Raw genomic sequence first — 17,416 nt, forward strand, 5'->3', positions numbered from 1 at the left:
ACTTCGGCGAAGTTGGTGCCTCAGACCACCACGACCCGGCACTTTCCCCGAAGTTGCGCAGATCTTGGGAAGTGCACACCGGCCGGCGCCGGCAGTCGCCGGGGCGGGGCGGGCTGGCACGGCGGACGCGGCGCGGCGCGACACGGCGGACGCGGCGGTCCGGGGGGGCACGCTTGACCTGGCCCGCGCCCACGACCCAATGGCCGCCCCCAGGACGACCTGGTCAGGGGTTTCGGGGCAGCCCGACCCACGCAGGGATCAAGCCTGACCGCCCGGAGTGGGTCGGGCTGCCCCAAAACCCCCACACCGCAACCACCAAGAACCCCAAACCCGCGACCAAACGAAGATCAGTGATCGGCGCTGTTCCAGTCGCGCCCGTCGCCGACCGACACCGACAACGGCACCGACAGCGGGTACGCGTCGCCCATCTCCCGCCGGACCAGTGCCTCCAACGCCTCCCGCTCGCCGGGGGCGACCTCGAAGACCAGCTCGTCGTGCACCTGCAACAGCATCCGCGAGCGCAGCCCGGCCTTGCCCAGCGCGGCGTCGACGTGCAGCATCGCCACCTTGATGATGTCGGCGGCGGAGCCCTGGATCGGGGCGTTGAGGGCCATCCGTTCGGCGATGTCGCGGCGTTGCCGGTTGTCGCTGACCAGGTCGGGCAGGTAGCGACGGCGACCCAGGATGGTGGAGGTGTAGCCGTCCTGACGGGCCTTGGCGACGACCTGGTGCAGGTAGTCGCGCACCCCGCCGAAACCGGCGAAGTAGTTTTCCATCAGCCCGCGCGCCTCTTCGGTGCTGATGTTGAGCTGCTGGGACAGGCCGAACGCGCTCAGCCCGTACGCCAGGCCGTAGTTCATGGCCTTGATCTTGCGGCGCTGGTCGGCGCTGACCTCGTTGAGGGGCACCCCGAAGACCGACGAGGCGGTGGCGGCGTGGAAGTCGGCGCCGGAGTTGAACGCCTCGATCAGCGCGTCGTCCGACGACAGGTGCGCCATGATGCGCATCTCGATCTGGCTGTAGTCGGCGGTGAGCAGGCACTCGTACCCCTCACCCACCACGAAGGCCCGCCGGATCCGCCGGCCCTCCTCGGTGCGGATCGGGATGTTCTGCAGGTTGGGCTCGGTGGACGAGAGCCGGCCGGTGGCCGCCACCGTCTGGTTGAACGTGGTGTGGATCCGACCGTCGTCGGAGACCGACTTGAGCAGCCCGTCGACAGTCGACTTGAGCTTGGCCACGTCCCGGTGGCGCAGCAGGTGGGCCAGCACCGGGTGCGGCTGCTGCACGTAGAGCCACTGCAGGGCATCGGCGTCGGTGGTGTAACCCGTCTTGATCTTCTTGGTCTTGGGCAGGCCCAGCTCGGTGAAGAGGATCTCCTGCAACTGCTTGGGCGAACCGAGGTTGAACTCCCGACCGACCGCCTCGTAAGCGCCCTGCGCGGCGGCCTTCACCTCGGCGGCGAAGTGCGCCTCCAACTCGGACAGATAGTGCGTGTCGGCGGCGATGCCGGTGCGCTCCATGCCGGCCAGCACCCGCATCAGCGGCAGCTCCACGCCGGCCATCAGCCGGGCGGACTGCTCGCCGTCACGGGACAGCTCGGCGTCGATCGCGTCGGCCAGGTCGAGGGTGGCCCGGGCCTGGAGCATCAGGTTCTGCTCGGCCACGCCTTCGTCGCCGAGCCCGTCGAGGGTCAGCTGACCGGACTCCGGGACGTCCACCCGCAACTCCCGGTGCAGGTAGCGCAGCGCCAGGTCGGTCAGGTCGTAGGACCGCTGGTCGGGGCGGGCCAGGTACGCGGCGATCTGGGTGTCGCGGACGATGCCGGCGAGCTGCCAGCCGTGCGCGGCGCAGGCCAGCACCGCCGGCTTGCTGTCGTGCAGCACCTTGGGTCGCTGCGCGTCGGCCAACCAGCCGGCCAGGGCGCCCTCGTCGGTGGCGTCGAGCCGGGTGGGGTCGACCCAGGCCGCCGCACCGCCGGCGGTGGCCAACGCCAGCCCGAGGATGGCGGCGGTGTGCCGGCGGTTGGGGCCGGTGTCGAGCTTGACCGCCAACCCGACCGGGGTGCCGGTGGGGGCGTGCGTGGTCAGCCACCCCGCGAGCGCGCCGGGCTCGGTGAGCACCTCGCCGGTGAGGTCGAAGCCGGACTCGGCCTCCGGCTCGACGGCCTCCAGGTATTGATAGAGACGGTCGCGCAGGATGCGGAACTCCAGGGTGTCGAAGACCTGGTGCACCGCCTCCCGGTCCCAGCCGGCCCAGCGGGTGTCCTCCGGGCGCAGCGGCAGCTCCAGGTCGGAGACGAGCCGGTTGATCTCGTAGTTGCGGATCACGTCGGCGAGCCGCTCCCGCAGACTGTCGCCGGCCTTGCCCTTGATCTCGTCGGCGCGGGCGATCACGCCCTCCACCCCGCCGTACGTGGTGATCCATTTGGCCGCGGTCTTCGGGCCGACGCCGGGGATGCCAGGCAGGTTGTCGCTGGTTTCGCCGACCAGCGCGGCGAGGTCGCGGTACTGCTGGGGCCCGACGCCGTACTTCGCCTCGATCGCCGCCGGGTCCATCCGGGCCAGGTCGGAGACGCCCTTGCGCGGGTAGAGGACGGTGATCTGGTCGTCGACCAGCTGGAACGCGTCGCGGTCACCGCTGCTGATCAGCACCGACATGCCCTGGTCGCGGGCCTGGCAGGCGAGCGTGGCGATGACGTCGTCGGCCTCGTAGCCCTCCATCTCCACCACCGGGATCTGGAGCGCGGCCAGGACCTCCTTGACCAGGCTGACCTGGCCCTTGAAGTCGGTCGGGGTCTCGCTGCGGCCGGCCTTGTACTCCGCGTACTTCTCGGTGCGGAAGGACCGGCGGGAGACGTCGAAGGCCACGACGATGTGGGTGGGCTGCTCGTCACGCAGCACGTTGATCAGCATCGAGGTGAAGCCATACACCGCGTTGGTCGGCTGACCCGTCGTGGTGGAGAAGTTTTCCACGGGCAGGGCGAAGAAGGCCCGGTATGCCAGGGAATGTCCGTCGACGAGGAGCAGGCGCGGCGTCGTAGCTGTCACGGCAGCGACTCTAGTCCGTCGCACCGACATCCCTGGCCGGCGGCACCGGGTGACCCGGCGGGAAAACGGCAGCGGCCCGAACGCCGACGGCCGGCCACCCCCGGAGGGGACGACCGGCCGCCGCTCGGATGGCTCAGGCCACGCCGAGGTACGCCTCCTTGACCGACGGATCGTGCAGCAGGTCCTGACCGGACCCCTCCTTCACGATCTGACCGGTCTCCAGCACGTAGCCGCGGTGTGCCCGCGACAACGCCTGCTGGGCGTTCTGTTCCACGAGCAGGATCGTCATGCCCTGCTGGTTGATCTCCGTGATGATGTCGAAGATCTGCCGGATCACCAACGGGGCCAGACCCATCGACGGCTCGTCGAGCAGCAGCAGCTTCGGTCGGCTCATCAGCGCCCGCCCGACCGCGAGCATCTGCTGCTCGCCGCCGGAGAGGGTGCCACCGGCCTGCTTGCGCCGCTCGGCCAACCGCGGGAACAGGGTCAACACCCGGTCCAGGTCGGCGGCGATGCCGGCGGAGTCCCGCCGGGTGTACGCCCCCATGTCCAGGTTCTCCATGACCGTCATACCGGGGAAGATCTGCCGTCCCTCGGGCGACTGACACAACCCCCGGACCACCCGCAGGTCGGCCCGGAGCTTGCTGATGTCCTCGCCGTTGAACGTGATCTTCCCGTCGGCCAGTGACCTGGTCCCGGAGATGGCCCGCATGGTGGTGGTCTTTCCGGCGCCGTTCGCGCCGATCAGAGCCACCACCTCACCCTCGTTGACGGTGAGGTTGATCCCGTGCAGCGCCTCGATCCGGCCGTACGCGACGGCGACGTTCTCCAGCTCAAGCAGCGTCATCGGCGGGCTCCCCCAGGTAGGCGGCGATCACCTTCGGATCGCGGCTGACCTCCGCGGGCGCACCCTCGGCGATCTTGCGGCCGAACTCCAGCACCACGATCCGGTCGGTGACACCCATGACCAGCCGCATGTCGTGCTCGATGAGCAGGACGGTCAGGCCCATGTCACGGATCTGGCGAATCAGGGTGAGGAGCTCCTCCTTCTCCGCCGGGTTGAAGCCGGCGGCCGGCTCGTCCAGGCAGATCAGCTTCGGCTCGGTGGCCAGCGCGCGGGCGATCTCCAGTCGGCGCTGGTAGCCGTACGGCAGGTTGCGCGCCTCGTCGTTGGCCCGGTCGGCGATCCCGACGAAGCGCAGCAACTCGAGCGCCTTGGCCTCGGCCGCCCGCTCCTCCAGGATGTGCCGGGACAGACCGAAGACCTTCGCGGCCGACAGGCGCACCTGCTGCCAGGTCCGGGCGAGCCCGGACGCGGCAGTGACCTGCGGCAACTCCTCCGGCTTCGGTCGCACCCGGTAGAGCCGGAACAGCGCCCCGGGCACGCTCGTCTTGTGCCGGGAGTCGGTGCCGACCATCACGTTCTCGAGTGCTGTCATCTCCGGGAAGAGCCGGATGTTCTGGAACGTCCGGGAGATGCCCAACTGGCTGATCTGGTGCGGCTTGCGGCCGGTCACACGCTGACCGCGGAACCGGACCGCCCCCGAGGTCGGCTTGTAGACCCCGGTCATCACGTTGAAGCTGGTGGTCTTGCCGGCGCCGTTGGGCCCGATGAGGCCGAGGATCTCGCCCTCGTAGATCTGGAAATTGATCTTGTCGAGGGCGACAACGCCGCCGAAGCGGAGCGTGACGTCGTCGACTTCGAGCAGCACCGACCGAGGCCCCGCCTGAGTCGGGATCTTCGGCGTCGCGGTGCTGGTGGTCGGATCAGACACGAGCGGGCACCTCCTCTGCCTCTGCCGCGCGGTCTTTCAACTCACGGGCACGCCGCCGACTCGGGACCAGGCCCTGCGGACGCAGGATCATCACCAGGACCATGGCCAGCCCGAAGACCAGCCACCGGTAGTCGGCGAAGTCGCGGAACCGCTCCGGCAGGTACGCCAGCAGCACCGCGCCGAGCGAGACGCCGATCATGTTGCCGGACCCACCGACCACGACCATGGCGACGAACAGGATGGACAGGTTCGCGTTGAACTGGGTCGGGTCGATGAACGCGTTCCGACTGCCGAACAGAAAGCCGGACAGGCCGCCGAGCGCCGCGCCGATGGCGAACGCCCAGAGCTTGAACTTGAACGGGTACACACCCATCACCGCGGCGGCGTCCTCGTCCTCGCGGACGGCCAACCACGCACGGCCGACCCGGCTGTGCTCCAGTCGACGAACCAGGAACACCATCACCAGCACGAAGGTGATCGCCAACCAGTACCAGGGCTTCGCGTCGATCAGACCGAAGACCTTGTTGTCCGCCGACGGCGCACCCTCCGGGCCGGGGATGGCCGAGATACCCACCGGGCCGTTGGTCAGCCCGGTGGCGTTGCGCGCGACGATCCGGATGATCTCGCCGAAGCCCAGCGTCACGATGGCCAGGTAGTCACCGCGCAACCGCAGCGTCGGCCAGCCCAGCAGCACCCCGGAGATCATCGTCAGCACGATCGCGATGAACAGACAGATCGCCCAGGTCACCGCCCAGGTTGGCGGCAGGTTGAACTCCTGCTGGATCCACTTGACCACCGGCGAGTTCACCGAGCCGAACAGCGCCACGCTGTACGCCCCGATGGCGAAGAAGCCGATGTAGCCCAGGTCGAGCAGGCCGGCGAGGCCGACCACCACGTTCAGCCCGATCGCGACAAGCACGTAGATGGCACAGACGAAGAGCACGCCCGCCCAGTTGTTGCCGCCCTCGATCGAGTCGGTGCGCAACCAGGTCAGACCTGGGATGCCGAGCAGCGGCAGGTAGTAGAGGATCGCCACGAAGGCGGCCAGGCCGATGGCCTGCTGCCACTTCGGCAGCGCCCGCCAGCGGTCGCCGACCGAGGTCAGCGCACCGACCCGGCGACGGTCTGCGGAGCGAATCTTGTCGATCATGCGCGGGCCCTCCCGAGCGACTCACCCAACAGGCCGGTGGGCCGGAACATCAGCACCACGATCAGGACCACGAAGGCGATGACGTCCTCCCAGTTGGACGCGAAGAGCGTGGCGCCGTACACCTCGACGATGCCGAGGAAGAGGCCGCCCAGCAACGCGCCGCGCAGGTTGCCGATGCCACCGAGCACCGCGGCGGTGAACGCCTTCAGACCCAGCACGAAACCGATGCTGTTCTGCGTGAAGCCGAACCGCATGCTCCACAACAGCGCGGCGGCGCCGGCCATGATGCCACCCAGCACGAAGATCAGCATGATCACGCGTTCCTGGTTGACGCCCATCAGCGCGGCGGTCTCCGGGTTCTGCGCCACCGCCCGCACACCCCGCCCGTAACGGGTGCGGTTGATGAACCAGTCCAGCACGGCCATCATCGCCACCGCCGCGACGAAGACGATCAGCTGGATGTTCGTGATCGCCGTGTTGCCGATGGTGAACAGGGTCTCCTGCTGGATGATCGTCGGCATACCGACGATCTGCCGGGGCCGACCGAACGCCTCCGGCAACACGCCACCGAGCAGCTTCGGCAGCACCTGCCCGAAGAGCTCCACGAAGACCAGCGACAGACCGATCGCGGTGATCAGGAAGATCAGCGGCGGCGCGTTCTTGCGCCGCAACGGCCGGTACGCGATCCGCTCGAGCGCGAGAGCGGTGCCGCCCGAGGCGACCGCCGCGACGACCAGACCGAGCACCAGGAACAGGATCGCCTGTCCGACAGGCGGGTTATTTTGCACCCCGAGCTGGGTCCACAGGATCAGCACCGCGAAGGTACCGACCATGAACACCTCGGAGTGCGCGAAGTTGATCAGACGAAGGACGCCATAGACGAGGGTGTAGCCAAGGGCGATCAGGGCGTAGATGGCGCCCTTGGACAGGCCGTCGACCGTGTGCTGGCCGAGATGGCCGATCAGTTCATCGAAATGCACCGGGGGTCTCCTTGAATCGAGAGCGGCCGGGGTGAGACACCCCGGCCGCACTCCATTGCGTGGGCGTCAGCTGAGCTTGAGCTCCTGCAGCGCCTCGATGGCAGTGCCCTTGATCTGGTAGGCCCAGATGACGACCTTCGCCTTGTCCACGTCGCCGTTGGCGTCGAACTTGATGTACTTCGACACACCCTGCTTGTCGTACGACTTGACGAACTCCAGGATCTCGGCGCGGCTCTTCTTGCCAGCCTTGAAGGCGTCCAGGAAGATCGTCGCGCCGTCGAAGCCCTCGGCACCGTAGGAGCCCGGCGGGATGCCGTACTTCTTCTGGTAGTCAGCCGAGAAGGTGCCGCCGGCCTTGTCAGCCGGGAGGCACGGGCAGGTGATGATCGCGCCCTCGGCACCGCCGGAGGCACCCGCCGGGAACGCCGGGTCGTACAGACCGTCCGGGCCGACGAACTTGGCCTGGACACCGGCGGCACGCATCTGCTTCACCAGCGGAGCGGCCTCACGGGTGTAACCGCCGTAGAAGACGAAGTCCGCCTGCGCGGCCTTGATCTTGGAGATGGTGGCGTCGAACTGCGCCTGCCGCTCCTGGATCTTGTCCTTGTTCACGATCAGCGAGCCGAGCTGCTTGCCCAGTTCCTCGGTGATGCCCGCGCCGTACGCGCTGGCGTCATCGACGAGGAAGACCTTCTGCGCGTTCTGCGTCTTCAGGTAGCTCGCCACCGCGCCGGCCTGCGTGCCGTCGTTGCCGACCACGCGGTAGAAGGACTTGTTGCCCTTCTGGGTCAGGTCCGTCCGGGTCGCCGACGGGCTGACCATCGCCAGGCCAGCGGCCTGGTAGATCGGCATCGTCGCGTCCGACTCACCGGAGAAGTGACCACCGATGACACCGAGGAACGAGTTGTCCCCCGCGATCTGGTTCGCGAACGGGGTCGCCACCGCAGGGTCACCCTGGGTGTCGAACCGCTGCATGGTGACCTTGCAGTTCGGGTTCGCCGCGTTGAACTGCTCCAGGGCGAGCTCCGCGCCGTTGAGCGACGGAATCACCAGACCCGCGTTGTCACCGGTGAACGCGCCGAAGATCGCGATCTTGCCACCGCAACTACCGGACGCGGCCTTATCGTCGCCCCCACCAGAATCCTGGCAACCAGCCGCGACCACCAGGGTCGCGGCGAGCGCAACGGTACCCAGCGCCCGTACATAGCTTCGCCTCACGGCTTCTGACCTCCTCCAGATGCGGACGCGACTGACCCGTTGCGACGGCGACAGCAGCAGACCGCAATTCCACCCACCCCGCAGGGACTCCCCCTGCGTTACGGCTCGTGATGGCGGAGCGTACCGACACGACATACCGTCCCGGAAGGCCTGAAGGCGGGGTCTGCGAAACCGTTACGAAGACGTGGGCAATCATGTCGATGCCCGTAACAGGCGAATCCGCCAGTTGGTCCTTAAGCCCGGGCCGGGCCGGCGTCCGGCCACGCTCACAGAGGCCAGCACAATCCGACAGAACCCACGCTGAACAGCGAAAACAGCCGGACGAAGCACCGCTGGGGGCCTTGCGTCGGCTTTCAGACTCCCGGACCGGACGCCCACCACAGCCCGGCCCGCGAACCGTCGTCCGCCGCCAACCACCACCGGTCGCCCACCGCCACAAGCGTCACATCCCGATCGACGCCCGCCGACACATCCAGCGGCATCGTGACCTCCCGCCACGACCCACCCAGATCCGTCGACACCCACACCGAGTGCCGTGCGCCATCGGTCACCGCGGCGAACAGCCGATCCCCGGACGACACCAGCGACGCCACAGCCTGCACCCCGGCCCCGGCCCACCGCCCGAACGTCCCGCCGGCCACCCAGCCCCCGGCCTCCTGCCGCCACGCCCCGAACGTCGCCCCGCGCAGCCCCACCGCCACCGGCACCCCGCCGACAAGCGTCACCCGCTGCAACTCCTCGTACTCCGACCCGCCCGGCAACACAGTGCGCCGCCACGAGCGCCCGTCCGGCGACGACCACACCGCCGGGTCACGGTCGATCCGGCCAGCCGGCAACAAACCACCCACCGCCAGCCAACCCGACGACGTCGCCACCGCGTCGAACGCCCAGGTCACCCCCGCCGGGTCACTGGCCAACTCCGGCGCACCCTCCACGAGCGCGAACTCCGCCGCGGCCGGTGACGACACCCAGGAGGCCGCACCCGCCGAACGGTTGCCGACGATCAACCAGCCCGGCGCACCCCCCGTCAGCCGGGACACGTTCACCGCCGTCGGCCCGCCGTACGTCTCGAACGACGCCTGCACCTCGACCAGCGCGCCATCGGCCACCTGCCGCCACGTGCTCACCCGCGGATAGCCGTGCGCGCCGCCGACCTTGGCGCCGATCAACGCCGCCGCACCCTCGCGGCAGGCCACCGACAGGAACACGTTCTGCCGACCGTAGAAGGAATCCGCACGCACCGGTTGGACCGTCCACGTCGTACCGTCCACGCTGGTCCAGGCCGCCGGACGGGTGCCGCCCTGCGCGTCGAGCACACCACCGACCAGGAACCACCGACCCGCGCACGACGTCGCGTCGCGAAGCAGAAGGCGACCCGCACCGCCCGGCGGCGCCGGCAGCGCCACGGGTTGCCAACTCGGCCGCAGCGCCGGAGCGGCGGCCTTCGCCGAACCGCCGCCGCCCGGCGCGGTCGGCCCGTCACAGCCGGCGAGCAGCAGCGCGAAGAGGCCGAACACCGCGATCACCCGTCGGACGGACACCCGTCGATGCTAACCACCGGCGGTCGCGCGCGGTGGCCCCGGCGCGGCCCGGATCGCACGGATCGGGGACTCAGACAGAGGGCTGCTGGGACACCTCGCCGCCGGCGGTCTCCGCGAGGATCCGCTCGGCGACCTCCTTCATGGTCATCCGGTGGTCCATCGCCGTGCGCTGGATCCACTTGAAGGCCTGCGGCTCGGTCATCCCGTACGTCGTCATCAGCGCGCCCTTGGCGCGCTCCACCGCCTTGCGGATCTCCAGACGGTCGGTCAGGCTCGCGACCTCCGCCTCCAGGGCCGCGACCTCCGAGTAGCGCGACAGCGCGATCTCCACCGCCGGGACCAGGTCGCTCTTCTGGAAGGGCTTCACGAGGTACGCCATCGCGCCCGCCGCCCGCGCCCGCTCCACCAGGTCACGCTGGCTGAACGCGGTCAGGATGATCACCGGGGCGATCCGGGCGCCGGCGATCCGTTCGGCGGCGGCCAGCCCATCCATGATCGGCATCTTGATGTCGAGGATGACCAGGTCGGGCTTCAGCTCCTCGGCGAGGCGGACGGCTGTCTCGCCGTCACCGGCCTCCCCCACCACCTCGTAGCCCTCTTCGACGAGCATCTCGGCGAGGTCCAGCCGGATCAGCGCCTCATCCTCGGCGATCAGTACGCGCCTGCGCTCGGCATCCGTCGGCATCTCAGCCACCAGCCCTACCCCCACCAGTTCGAACGCGTCACCCGCCCAGCCGGGTGTCACCGCCCTCAGCGTAGTAGGTATCCTGTCAGTGCTGAATCAGGGAAGCGCCCTCGTAGCCCAACTGGCAGCAGGCAATGGTCTCAAACTCCATACAGTGTGGGTTCGAATCCCACCGAGGGCACCAAAATTTGTCGTACGGGTGTTCGAGAATCTTCTCGTGCATCCACCCGAGATACGTGCCCGTGCGCGACAGCTCTTCCTCGCTGGCGGCACGGTCGCCGACACCGCTCGTGCGGTCGGCCTGCCTTATCGGACTGTCTGGCACTGGTGCAACGACCGTCCAGAGACGAAGTTTCAGGGCACGCAGCACCGATGTTTTCGCTGTCGTGAGGGTGTCGACAGTCCGACAGACCCGAAGGCCTACGCCTACCTGCTCGGCCTCTACCTCGGCGATGGCCACCTGGTGACGACCGCACGCGTGCCGGTGTTGCGCATCTACTGCTCCGACGCATGGCCCGACCTGATCGAGGCGTGCGACATCGCCATGCGTGCCGTGCTCGCGTCGAAGGTGCAACGCGTCCAGAAACAGGGTTGCGTGGGGGTGCAGAGCTACGGCGTCCACTGGCCGTGCCTGCTCCCCCAGCACGGCCCCGGCAAGAAGCACGAGCGACCGATCGTGCTGGCCGACTGGCAACGACCGATCCTCGAACGACACCCCGGCGACTTCCTGCGCGGCCTGTTCCACTCCGACGGCTGCCGCATCGCCAACCGGGTCACCGTGCGCGGCCGGGCGTACGTCTACCCGCGCTACATGTTCGTCAACGAGTCGACCGACATCATGGCGCTCTGCCAGTGGAGTCTCGACCTGCTGGGCATCGCCTGGCGGATGAACCGGCGCAACTCGCTCTCGGTGGCCCGGCGGGCCGCCGTCGCCACCCTGGACCGGCACGTCGGCCCGAAATCCTGATCGTCTGTCGCGCGGATCACGTCGATCGTGGGAGCCTGACCGACGCGCGGGCGGATGGCCGGTTGCCGGGTCGACGACAGGGGTGCAAAAGCGATGCGGGTGGTTGTCTTCGGCGCGACCGGCATGGTCGGCCAGGGCGTGTTGCGGGAGTGTCTGCTCGCCGACGACGTGCGGGAGGTGCTGACGGTGGGCCGCCGGCCGACCGGTCGGCAGGATCCGAAGTTGCGGGAGCTGACCATCGCGGACGTGGGCGAGTTGGACCCGGTGCGGGCCGACCTGACCGGTGTGGACGCCTGTTTCTACTGCCTGGGGGTGTCCTCGTTGGGTCTGGACGAGGCGGCGTACACGCGGGTCAGCTACGACTATCCGCTCGCGGCGGCACGACTGTTGGCGGAGGTGAGCCCGCGGGTCACGTTCGTCTACGTCTCGGGGCAGGGGACCGACTCGTCGGGTCGGGGCCGGGTGATGTGGGCGCGGGTCAAGGGTCGCGCCGAGAACGCGATCATCGAGTTGCTGCCCAACGGCTACGCGGCACGACCGGGTTTCATCCAGCCGACGTACGGGGCGGTGTCGAAGACACTGTGGTACCGGTTGGGGTACGCGGTCACGCGTCCGCTGTTCCCGGTGTTGCGGCGGTTGCTGCCGAACCAGGTCACCACCACCGACGGGATCGGTCGGGCGATGCTGCGGGTGGCCCGGCAGGGCTCGTCGACACGGGTGTTGGGCAACCGCGAGCTGCGCTGATCAGGCGATCGTGTCGAGAGCGGCGGCGAGGTCGGCGCGCAGGTCTTCGGGGTCTTCCAGGCCGACCGAGAGGCGCAGCAGGGCGGCCGCGGGTTTCGCGTCGCCCTCGACGGGGCGGTGGGTGAGCGAGGCGGGGTGCTGGATCAGGGTGTCGACGCCGCCGAGGGACACGGCGTGGGTGATGAGCTGGCAGGCGCCGGCGACGGCGGCCGCGGCGGGTGCGCCGCCGCGTACCTCGAAGGCGAGCAGGCTGCCGGGTCCGGACATCTGGCGGCCGACGAGCGCCGCCGGGTCGTGCGTCGAGGGGTGGTGCACCCGGTGTACGGCGGGGTGGCCGGCGAGCCAGCCGGCGAGCTTCTCGGCGGTGGCCTGCTGGGCGCGCACGCGCAGCGGCAGGGTTTGCAGGCCGCGGTGCAGCAGGTAGCCGCCGAGCGGGTGCAGGATCGCGCCGGTGACGGCGCGGACCTGGCGTAGTCGCACGGCCCAGCCGTCGTCGCAGGCGACGACGCCGGCCAGCACGTCACCGTGCCCACCGATGCTCTTGGTGGCGCTGTGCAGGACGAGGGCGGCGCCGTGTCGGGCGGGTTGTTGCAGGACAGGGGTGGCGACGGTGTTGTCGACAAGCAGCGGGACGTCGCCGGCCGCGGTGGCGAGGGCGGCGATGTCGACCAGGTCGAGTGTGGGGTTGGCGGGTGTCTCGGCGATGACGAGCGCGGTGTCGGGGCGGATGGCGGCGGCGACCTCGTCGGGGCGGGCCCAGGTGACCGTGGTGCCGAGCAGGCCGGTGGCGAGGACGTGGTCGGTTCCGCCGTAGAGGGGTCGGACGGCGACGACGTGCCGACGGTCGTCGCGGGCGGCGGCGAGCAGGGTGGCGGTGAGGGCGGCCATGCCGCTGGCGAAGGCGACGGCCTGGGCGGTGCCTTCCAGCTCGGCGAGGGCGGCTTCGAAGCGGGCGACTGTGGGGTTCCAGAGCCGTTGGTAGACGGCGCCGCCGTCGGTGGGGAGGGTGCCGCCGGTGGCGAGTTGCTCGTAGGCGGCGCCGCCGTCGTCGACCGAGGGCAGGGGGTTGGTGGTGGACAGGTCGATGGGTGGTACGTGCACGCCGAGGGTGCGCAGGTCGTCGCGGCCGGCGTGTACGGCCCGGGTGTCCATCGTTGTCATGGCGGTAGCGTCGAACATCTGCCGGCCTAAGAGCAACGGTTCGGTAGATGATTCTGTGAATCCGGCTTGTTTCCGTGTTGGGTTCGGGCGAGGATGGCGTAATGCCCGCTGAGCCGAATGATCTGCGGCCGTATCCGGCTCTGGACGAGGTGGATCGCGCGATTCTGACCGAGTTGGCCGCCGATGGTCGTCTGCCGAACAACGCCCTCGCCGAGCGGGTGGGGGTGGCGCCGTCGACGTGCCTGACCCGTACGCGGGCGCTGCGCGACCGGGGGGCGATCCGCGGTTTCCACGCCGAGGTGGACCCGGCGGCGCTCGGTCTGCCGTTGCAGGCGTTGGTGTCGGTGCGGCTGACCGCGCACGAGCGGGCGGCGGTGGATGCCTTCCGGGCCCGGTCGGTGCGGCTGCCGGGGGTGGTGTCGGTGTTCCACGTGGCGGGTGCGGAGGATTACGTGCTGCACGTGCGGGCGGCGTCCGGTGACGCGTTGCGCGACTTCGTGCTGGACCACCTGGCGGTGGATCCGGTGGTGCAGCACACCCAGACCAGTCTGATCTTCGAACAGGCACGTGGGAGGGGGTGAGCGGCGGTGGAATGAACGGGCCGGCCGGGGAGTTGGCACTGCGTGTGATCACCGTACCGTTGTCTGTTCTTGATCTTGCCCCGGTCGCCAAGGGCACCACCGCCGGCGCGGCACTGGAGGCCACCACCGAGCTGGCCCGCCGCACCGAGGAGTTGGGCTACCGCCGGTTCTGGGTGGCCGAGCACCACAACATGCCGGCGATCGCCAGCTCCGCCCCCGCGGTGCTGCTGGCGCACCTGGCGGCGAACACGTCGACGATCCGCCTCGGGTCGGGCGGAGTGATGTTGCCCAACCACGCGCCGCTGGTGGTGGCGGAGCAGTTCGGCACCCTGGAGGCGCTGCACCCCGGTCGGATCGACCTGGGCATCGGCCGGGCGCCGGGCACCGACCAGGTGACCGCGCTGGCGTTGCGGCGCACCATGGAGGGCCTGTCCGCGGAGGGTTTCCCGCGCGAGCTGGCCGACCTGATGAACTATTTCAGCGGCGAGAAGCCGGGGCAGATCATCGCCACGCCGGGCCGCGGTGAGCAGCCGGCCGTGTGGCTGCTGGGTTCCAGCGGTTTCAGCGCCCAACTGGCGGGGCTGCTGGGTCTGCCGTTCTCCTTCGCGCACCACTTCAGCTCGGCGAACACCCTGCCGGCGCTGGCCCTGTACCGGCAGAACTTCCGGCCGTCGCAGTGGCTGGACAAGCCGTACGCGATGGTGGCGGTCAACGCGGTCTGCGCGGAGACCGACGAGCGGGCCGAGTGGCTGGCGGGGCCGAGCGCGCTGTCGTTCCTGAAGTTGCGCTCCGGTCGGCCGGAGCCGTTGTCGACGCCGGCCGAGGCGGCCGCGTACCCGTACTCCGAGATCGAGCGGGAGTTCGTGCTGCAACGCCGCGACGGTCAGGCGATGGGTTCGCCGGAGACGGTGCGCCGGCAGCTCACCGAGCTGGTGGAACGTACCGGCGCGGACGAGCTGATGCTGACCACGCTCGTGTACGACGTCGCCGACCGGGTGCGGTCGTACGAGTTGATCGCCGAGCAGGTGGTGGGCGGTCTGCGCCGGGGCGCATGAAACACGATCTTCACGTCAGTGTCACCCCAGCGACCCCGACGCTGCCTAATGTTGGTGCCGGTGGTGGTACGGCATTCCCGGTCGGGACGGGTCGGGAATGCCGCGGTGTGGCGCACCGGGCCGGAGCTGAGCGGATTCCGCGGCTGCGGCCCGGTGCCTGCCACCCTAGGCGACCCCGATCGGGACCGCCAGGGGTCAAATCAACGTAGGTAGATGTTCGGGGCCGGTGGGCTGGCCATCTGGTCGCCGATGAAGAACCCCGGGTGCGGCGGCTGGTTGTAGGCGGTGTTCTGCCACGCGATCGCCACCCGATACTGCGGGTCGTGCATCAGGGTGTGGATCCGGGTGCTTGTCGGCGTGGGCGTGCTGTAGATGCGCAGAGCCCGACTGTCGGTGGTTCGCCAGATCACCTCCTCCCGCCAGTCACCGAGGATGTCGCCGGAGAGCGCCGGCGTGGACTTGGTGCCGTTGTTCGACGCCACCCCGCTGCCGTCGAGCAGCCGGGTCTCGCCGCCGGTGCCGTACTTGTCGATCTTCGTGCCGTCGAGCAGTTCGCGTACCGGGTCGCCGTCCCACCAGGCCAGGAAGTTCGCCGACGACGGCTTGCGCCCCACGTTCTGCCCTCTGGTGTTGGCCAGACCGCCGACGGCCGAGGACCAGGACTCCGCGCCGGGGCTGCCGGCCCAGATGTCCGCGGAGACGCCCCGGCCGTTGTCACCGGAGGCCGGTGTGGACCAGAGGATCTGACCGGTACGCGCGTCGGCGAAGTAGGAGCTGGGCTTGCTGCCGTCCTCGTCGACCTTGAAGACCTCCAGGCCGGAGCGGCCCGGGTCGAGGTCACCGACGTGCATGGCGTCGCCGTGCCCGTTGCCCGTGGAGTAGAGCAGCCGGCCGTTGTCGTCGATGGTGGCGGCGCCGTAGACGATCTCCTGACGGCCGTCGGCGTCGACGTCGGCGACGGAGAGTTGGTGGTTGCCCTGGCCGGCGGCGGCGCCGTTGCCGGAGGAGTTCGAGTCGAACGTCCAGCGCTTGGTCAGCGTGCCGTTGCGGAAGTCCCAGGCGGCGATGACCGCGCGGGTGTAGTAGCCCCGGGCCATGATCAGTGAGGGACGCTGTCCGTCCAGGTACGCGGTGCCGGCGAGGAACCGGTCGACGCGGTTGCCGTACGAGTCACCCCAGGACGACACGGTGCCCCGCGGCGGGTCGTAGCTGACCGTGGAGAGGATCGCGCCGGTCTGGCCGTTGAACATTGTCAGGTACTCCGGGCCGGCCAGCACGTAGCCGCTGGGGTTGCGGTGGTCCGCCGACGACGAGCCGATGAGCTGGCCGGTGCCGGAGCGGGTGCCGTCGGCGGTCTTCACTGCCACCTCGGCGCGGCCGTCACCGTCGTAGTCGTACACCTGGAATTGGGTGTAGTGGGCGCCGGCCCGGATGTTGCGTCCCAGGTCGATCCGCCACAGCCTGGTGCCGGTGAGGGTGTACGCGTCGACGTAGACGTTGCCGGTGTAGCCGGACTGGGAGTTGTCCTTGGCGTTCGACGGGTCCCACTTGAGGACGATCTCGTAGGTGCCGTCGCCGTTGAGGTCCCCGACCGAGGCGTCGTTGGCGCTGTAGGTGTAGTTCTCCCCGCTGGGGGTGGTGCCGCCGGCCGGGACCTGCAACGGCACGTCCAGGTAGCCGTTGCCGAACTGTAGGGCCGGTGCCGACGCCGCCTGCTCGGCGCCGCCGACCACGGCCCGCACTGTGTACGCCGAGCCGGCCGCCGCGCCGCTGTCGAGGTAACTGGTGGCGCCGGTGATCGGGCTGGCGTTGACCCGTGTCGACCCCCGGTAGAGGTTGAACGCCACCCCGGAGGTCTCGGTGCCGAGCAGTCGCCAGGAGACCAGGTTGCCGCTGCCGGAACGGACGCTGACCAACCCCCGGTCCAGGTTCTCCATCTGTTTCGCCCCGGCCGGCGGAGTGGTCGGCGGCGGGGTCGTGGTGGGTGGTGCCGTGGTCGGGGGTGCGGTGGTCGGGGGTGGCGGGGTGGTCGGTCCGTCGGTGGCCGGGGTGCCGGTGCAGGTGGTGCCGTTGAGCGCGAAGCTGGTCGGCGCCGGATTGCTGCCGGTCCACGAACCGTTGAAGCCGAACGCGGCGGTGCCGTTGGTGGCGATGCCGGCGTTGTGGTCGACGTTGCGGGCTGTCACCTGGGCGCCGGACTGGGTGACGACCGCGTTCCACGCCTGGGTGACCTGTTGCCCGGCCGCGTACGACCAGGTGAGGGCCCACCCGTCGACCGGGTCGCCGAGGTTGGTGACTGTGACGTTGGCGCCGAAGCCGCCCTGCCACTGGTTGGTTACTTGATAGTCGACCCGGCAGCCGACGGCGGCGGCCGAGGCGACCACAGTGCCGAGGGCGCCGGCCACGACGGCGGCCGCCGTCGTGCCGGCGAGCAGGATCAGCCGATGTCTGGACGGGTGCATGACTGCCTCCGAGGATCCGCGGATGATCGCGGCGGCCCACCTCGCCCGGC

14 protein-coding genes and 1 tRNA gene are annotated in these 17,416 nt (G+C 69.6%); 5 read left to right on the forward strand and 10 right to left on the reverse strand.

Annotation, left to right across the window (positions count from 1 at the left end; translation table 11 throughout):
* Nucleotides 1-347 precede the first annotated feature (347 nt).
* The 8 genes from polA to AB0A95_RS14690 all read right to left on the reverse strand — a co-directional run bounded on the left by polA (nucleotide 348) and on the right by AB0A95_RS14690 (nucleotide 10,405).
* The gene (gene polA / locus AB0A95_RS14655; RefSeq protein ID WP_357556231.1) at nucleotides 348-3,047 is read right to left on the reverse strand and encodes a DNA polymerase I; all 2,700 of its coding nucleotides are present in this window, start codon (nucleotides 3,045-3,047) and stop codon (nucleotides 348-350) included.
* 133 nt (nucleotides 3,048-3,180) lie between these two features.
* Nucleotides 3,181-3,894 (reverse strand): ABC transporter ATP-binding protein, encoded by a 714-nt coding sequence (locus AB0A95_RS14660; protein WP_357556233.1) that lies wholly within the window; start codon nucleotides 3,892-3,894, stop codon nucleotides 3,181-3,183.
* Nucleotides 3,881-4,786 carry an ABC transporter ATP-binding protein gene (locus tag AB0A95_RS14665; protein ID WP_357556332.1) on the reverse strand — a complete coding sequence of 302 codons (906 nt, stop codon included), beginning with the start codon at nucleotides 4,784-4,786 and terminating at the stop codon, nucleotides 3,881-3,883. The genes AB0A95_RS14660 and AB0A95_RS14665 overlap by 14 nt, the downstream gene beginning before the upstream one ends.
* A gap of 28 nt (nucleotides 4,787-4,814) precedes the next feature.
* Nucleotides 4,815-5,972, reverse strand: a complete 1,158-nt coding sequence (locus AB0A95_RS14670; protein WP_357556235.1) for a branched-chain amino acid ABC transporter permease — start codon at nucleotides 5,970-5,972, stop codon at nucleotides 4,815-4,817.
* Entirely contained in the window at nucleotides 5,969-6,952 is a 984-nt protein-coding gene (locus AB0A95_RS14675) for a branched-chain amino acid ABC transporter permease (RefSeq protein WP_357556237.1), read from the reverse strand. The genes AB0A95_RS14670 and AB0A95_RS14675 overlap by 4 nt, the downstream gene beginning before the upstream one ends.
* A 66-nt stretch (nucleotides 6,953-7,018) precedes the next feature.
* Nucleotides 7,019-8,170, reverse strand: coding sequence for a branched-chain amino acid ABC transporter substrate-binding protein (locus AB0A95_RS14680; protein WP_357556238.1), 1,152 nt, complete (start codon nucleotides 8,168-8,170; stop codon nucleotides 7,019-7,021).
* Nucleotides 8,171-8,523: 353 nt separating this feature from the next.
* Complete coding sequence (locus AB0A95_RS14685) at nucleotides 8,524-9,711, reverse strand: hypothetical protein (protein ID WP_357556240.1); 1,188 nt, start codon at nucleotides 9,709-9,711, stop codon at nucleotides 8,524-8,526.
* 70 nt (nucleotides 9,712-9,781) lie between these two features.
* On the reverse strand, nucleotides 9,782-10,405 hold the full coding sequence (locus AB0A95_RS14690) for a response regulator (RefSeq protein ID WP_357556333.1): 624 nt from the start codon (nucleotides 10,403-10,405) through the stop codon (nucleotides 9,782-9,784).
* Nucleotides 10,406-10,502: 97 nt separating this feature from the next.
* Here AB0A95_RS14690 and AB0A95_RS14695 point away from each other — a divergent pair.
* From AB0A95_RS14695 to AB0A95_RS14705, 3 genes are all read left to right on the forward strand, one after another.
* Nucleotides 10,503-10,580, forward strand: a tRNA-Leu gene (locus tag AB0A95_RS14695).
* 279 nt (nucleotides 10,581-10,859) lie between these two features.
* A complete protein-coding gene (locus AB0A95_RS14700; protein ID WP_357556242.1) occupies nucleotides 10,860-11,363 on the forward strand; it encodes a hypothetical protein in 504 nt (167 codons plus the stop codon).
* A gap of 93 nt (nucleotides 11,364-11,456) precedes the next feature.
* Complete coding sequence (locus tag AB0A95_RS14705) at nucleotides 11,457-12,107, forward strand: NAD-dependent epimerase/dehydratase family protein (RefSeq protein ID WP_357556244.1); 651 nt, start codon at nucleotides 11,457-11,459, stop codon at nucleotides 12,105-12,107.
* Here the strand turns inward: AB0A95_RS14705 and AB0A95_RS14710 are convergent, their stop codons facing one another.
* Nucleotides 12,108-13,286, reverse strand: coding sequence for a PLP-dependent aspartate aminotransferase family protein (locus AB0A95_RS14710; RefSeq protein WP_357556246.1), 1,179 nt, complete (start codon nucleotides 13,284-13,286; stop codon nucleotides 12,108-12,110). It lies immediately after the preceding gene.
* 83 nt (nucleotides 13,287-13,369) lie between these two features.
* Here AB0A95_RS14710 and AB0A95_RS14715 point away from each other — a divergent pair, with 83 nt between their 5' ends.
* On the forward strand, nucleotides 13,370-13,849 hold the full coding sequence (locus tag AB0A95_RS14715) for an Lrp/AsnC family transcriptional regulator (RefSeq protein ID WP_357556248.1): 480 nt from the start codon (nucleotides 13,370-13,372) through the stop codon (nucleotides 13,847-13,849).
* A gap of 11 nt (nucleotides 13,850-13,860) precedes the next feature.
* Nucleotides 13,861-14,904 (forward strand): LLM class flavin-dependent oxidoreductase, encoded by a 1,044-nt coding sequence (locus AB0A95_RS14720; protein WP_357556334.1) that lies wholly within the window; start codon nucleotides 13,861-13,863, stop codon nucleotides 14,902-14,904.
* A gap of 200 nt (nucleotides 14,905-15,104) precedes the next feature.
* Here AB0A95_RS14720 and AB0A95_RS14725 read toward each other — a convergent pair whose 3' ends face one another.
* Entirely contained in the window at nucleotides 15,105-17,366 is a 2,262-nt protein-coding gene (locus tag AB0A95_RS14725; RefSeq protein WP_357556250.1) for a cellulose binding domain-containing protein, read from the reverse strand.
* Nucleotides 17,367-17,416 lie beyond the last annotated feature (50 nt).

The sequence above is a fragment of the Micromonospora sp. NPDC049230 genome (genome assembly GCF_040647875.1).
GTDB lineage: Bacteria > Actinomycetota > Actinomycetes > Mycobacteriales > Micromonosporaceae > Micromonospora.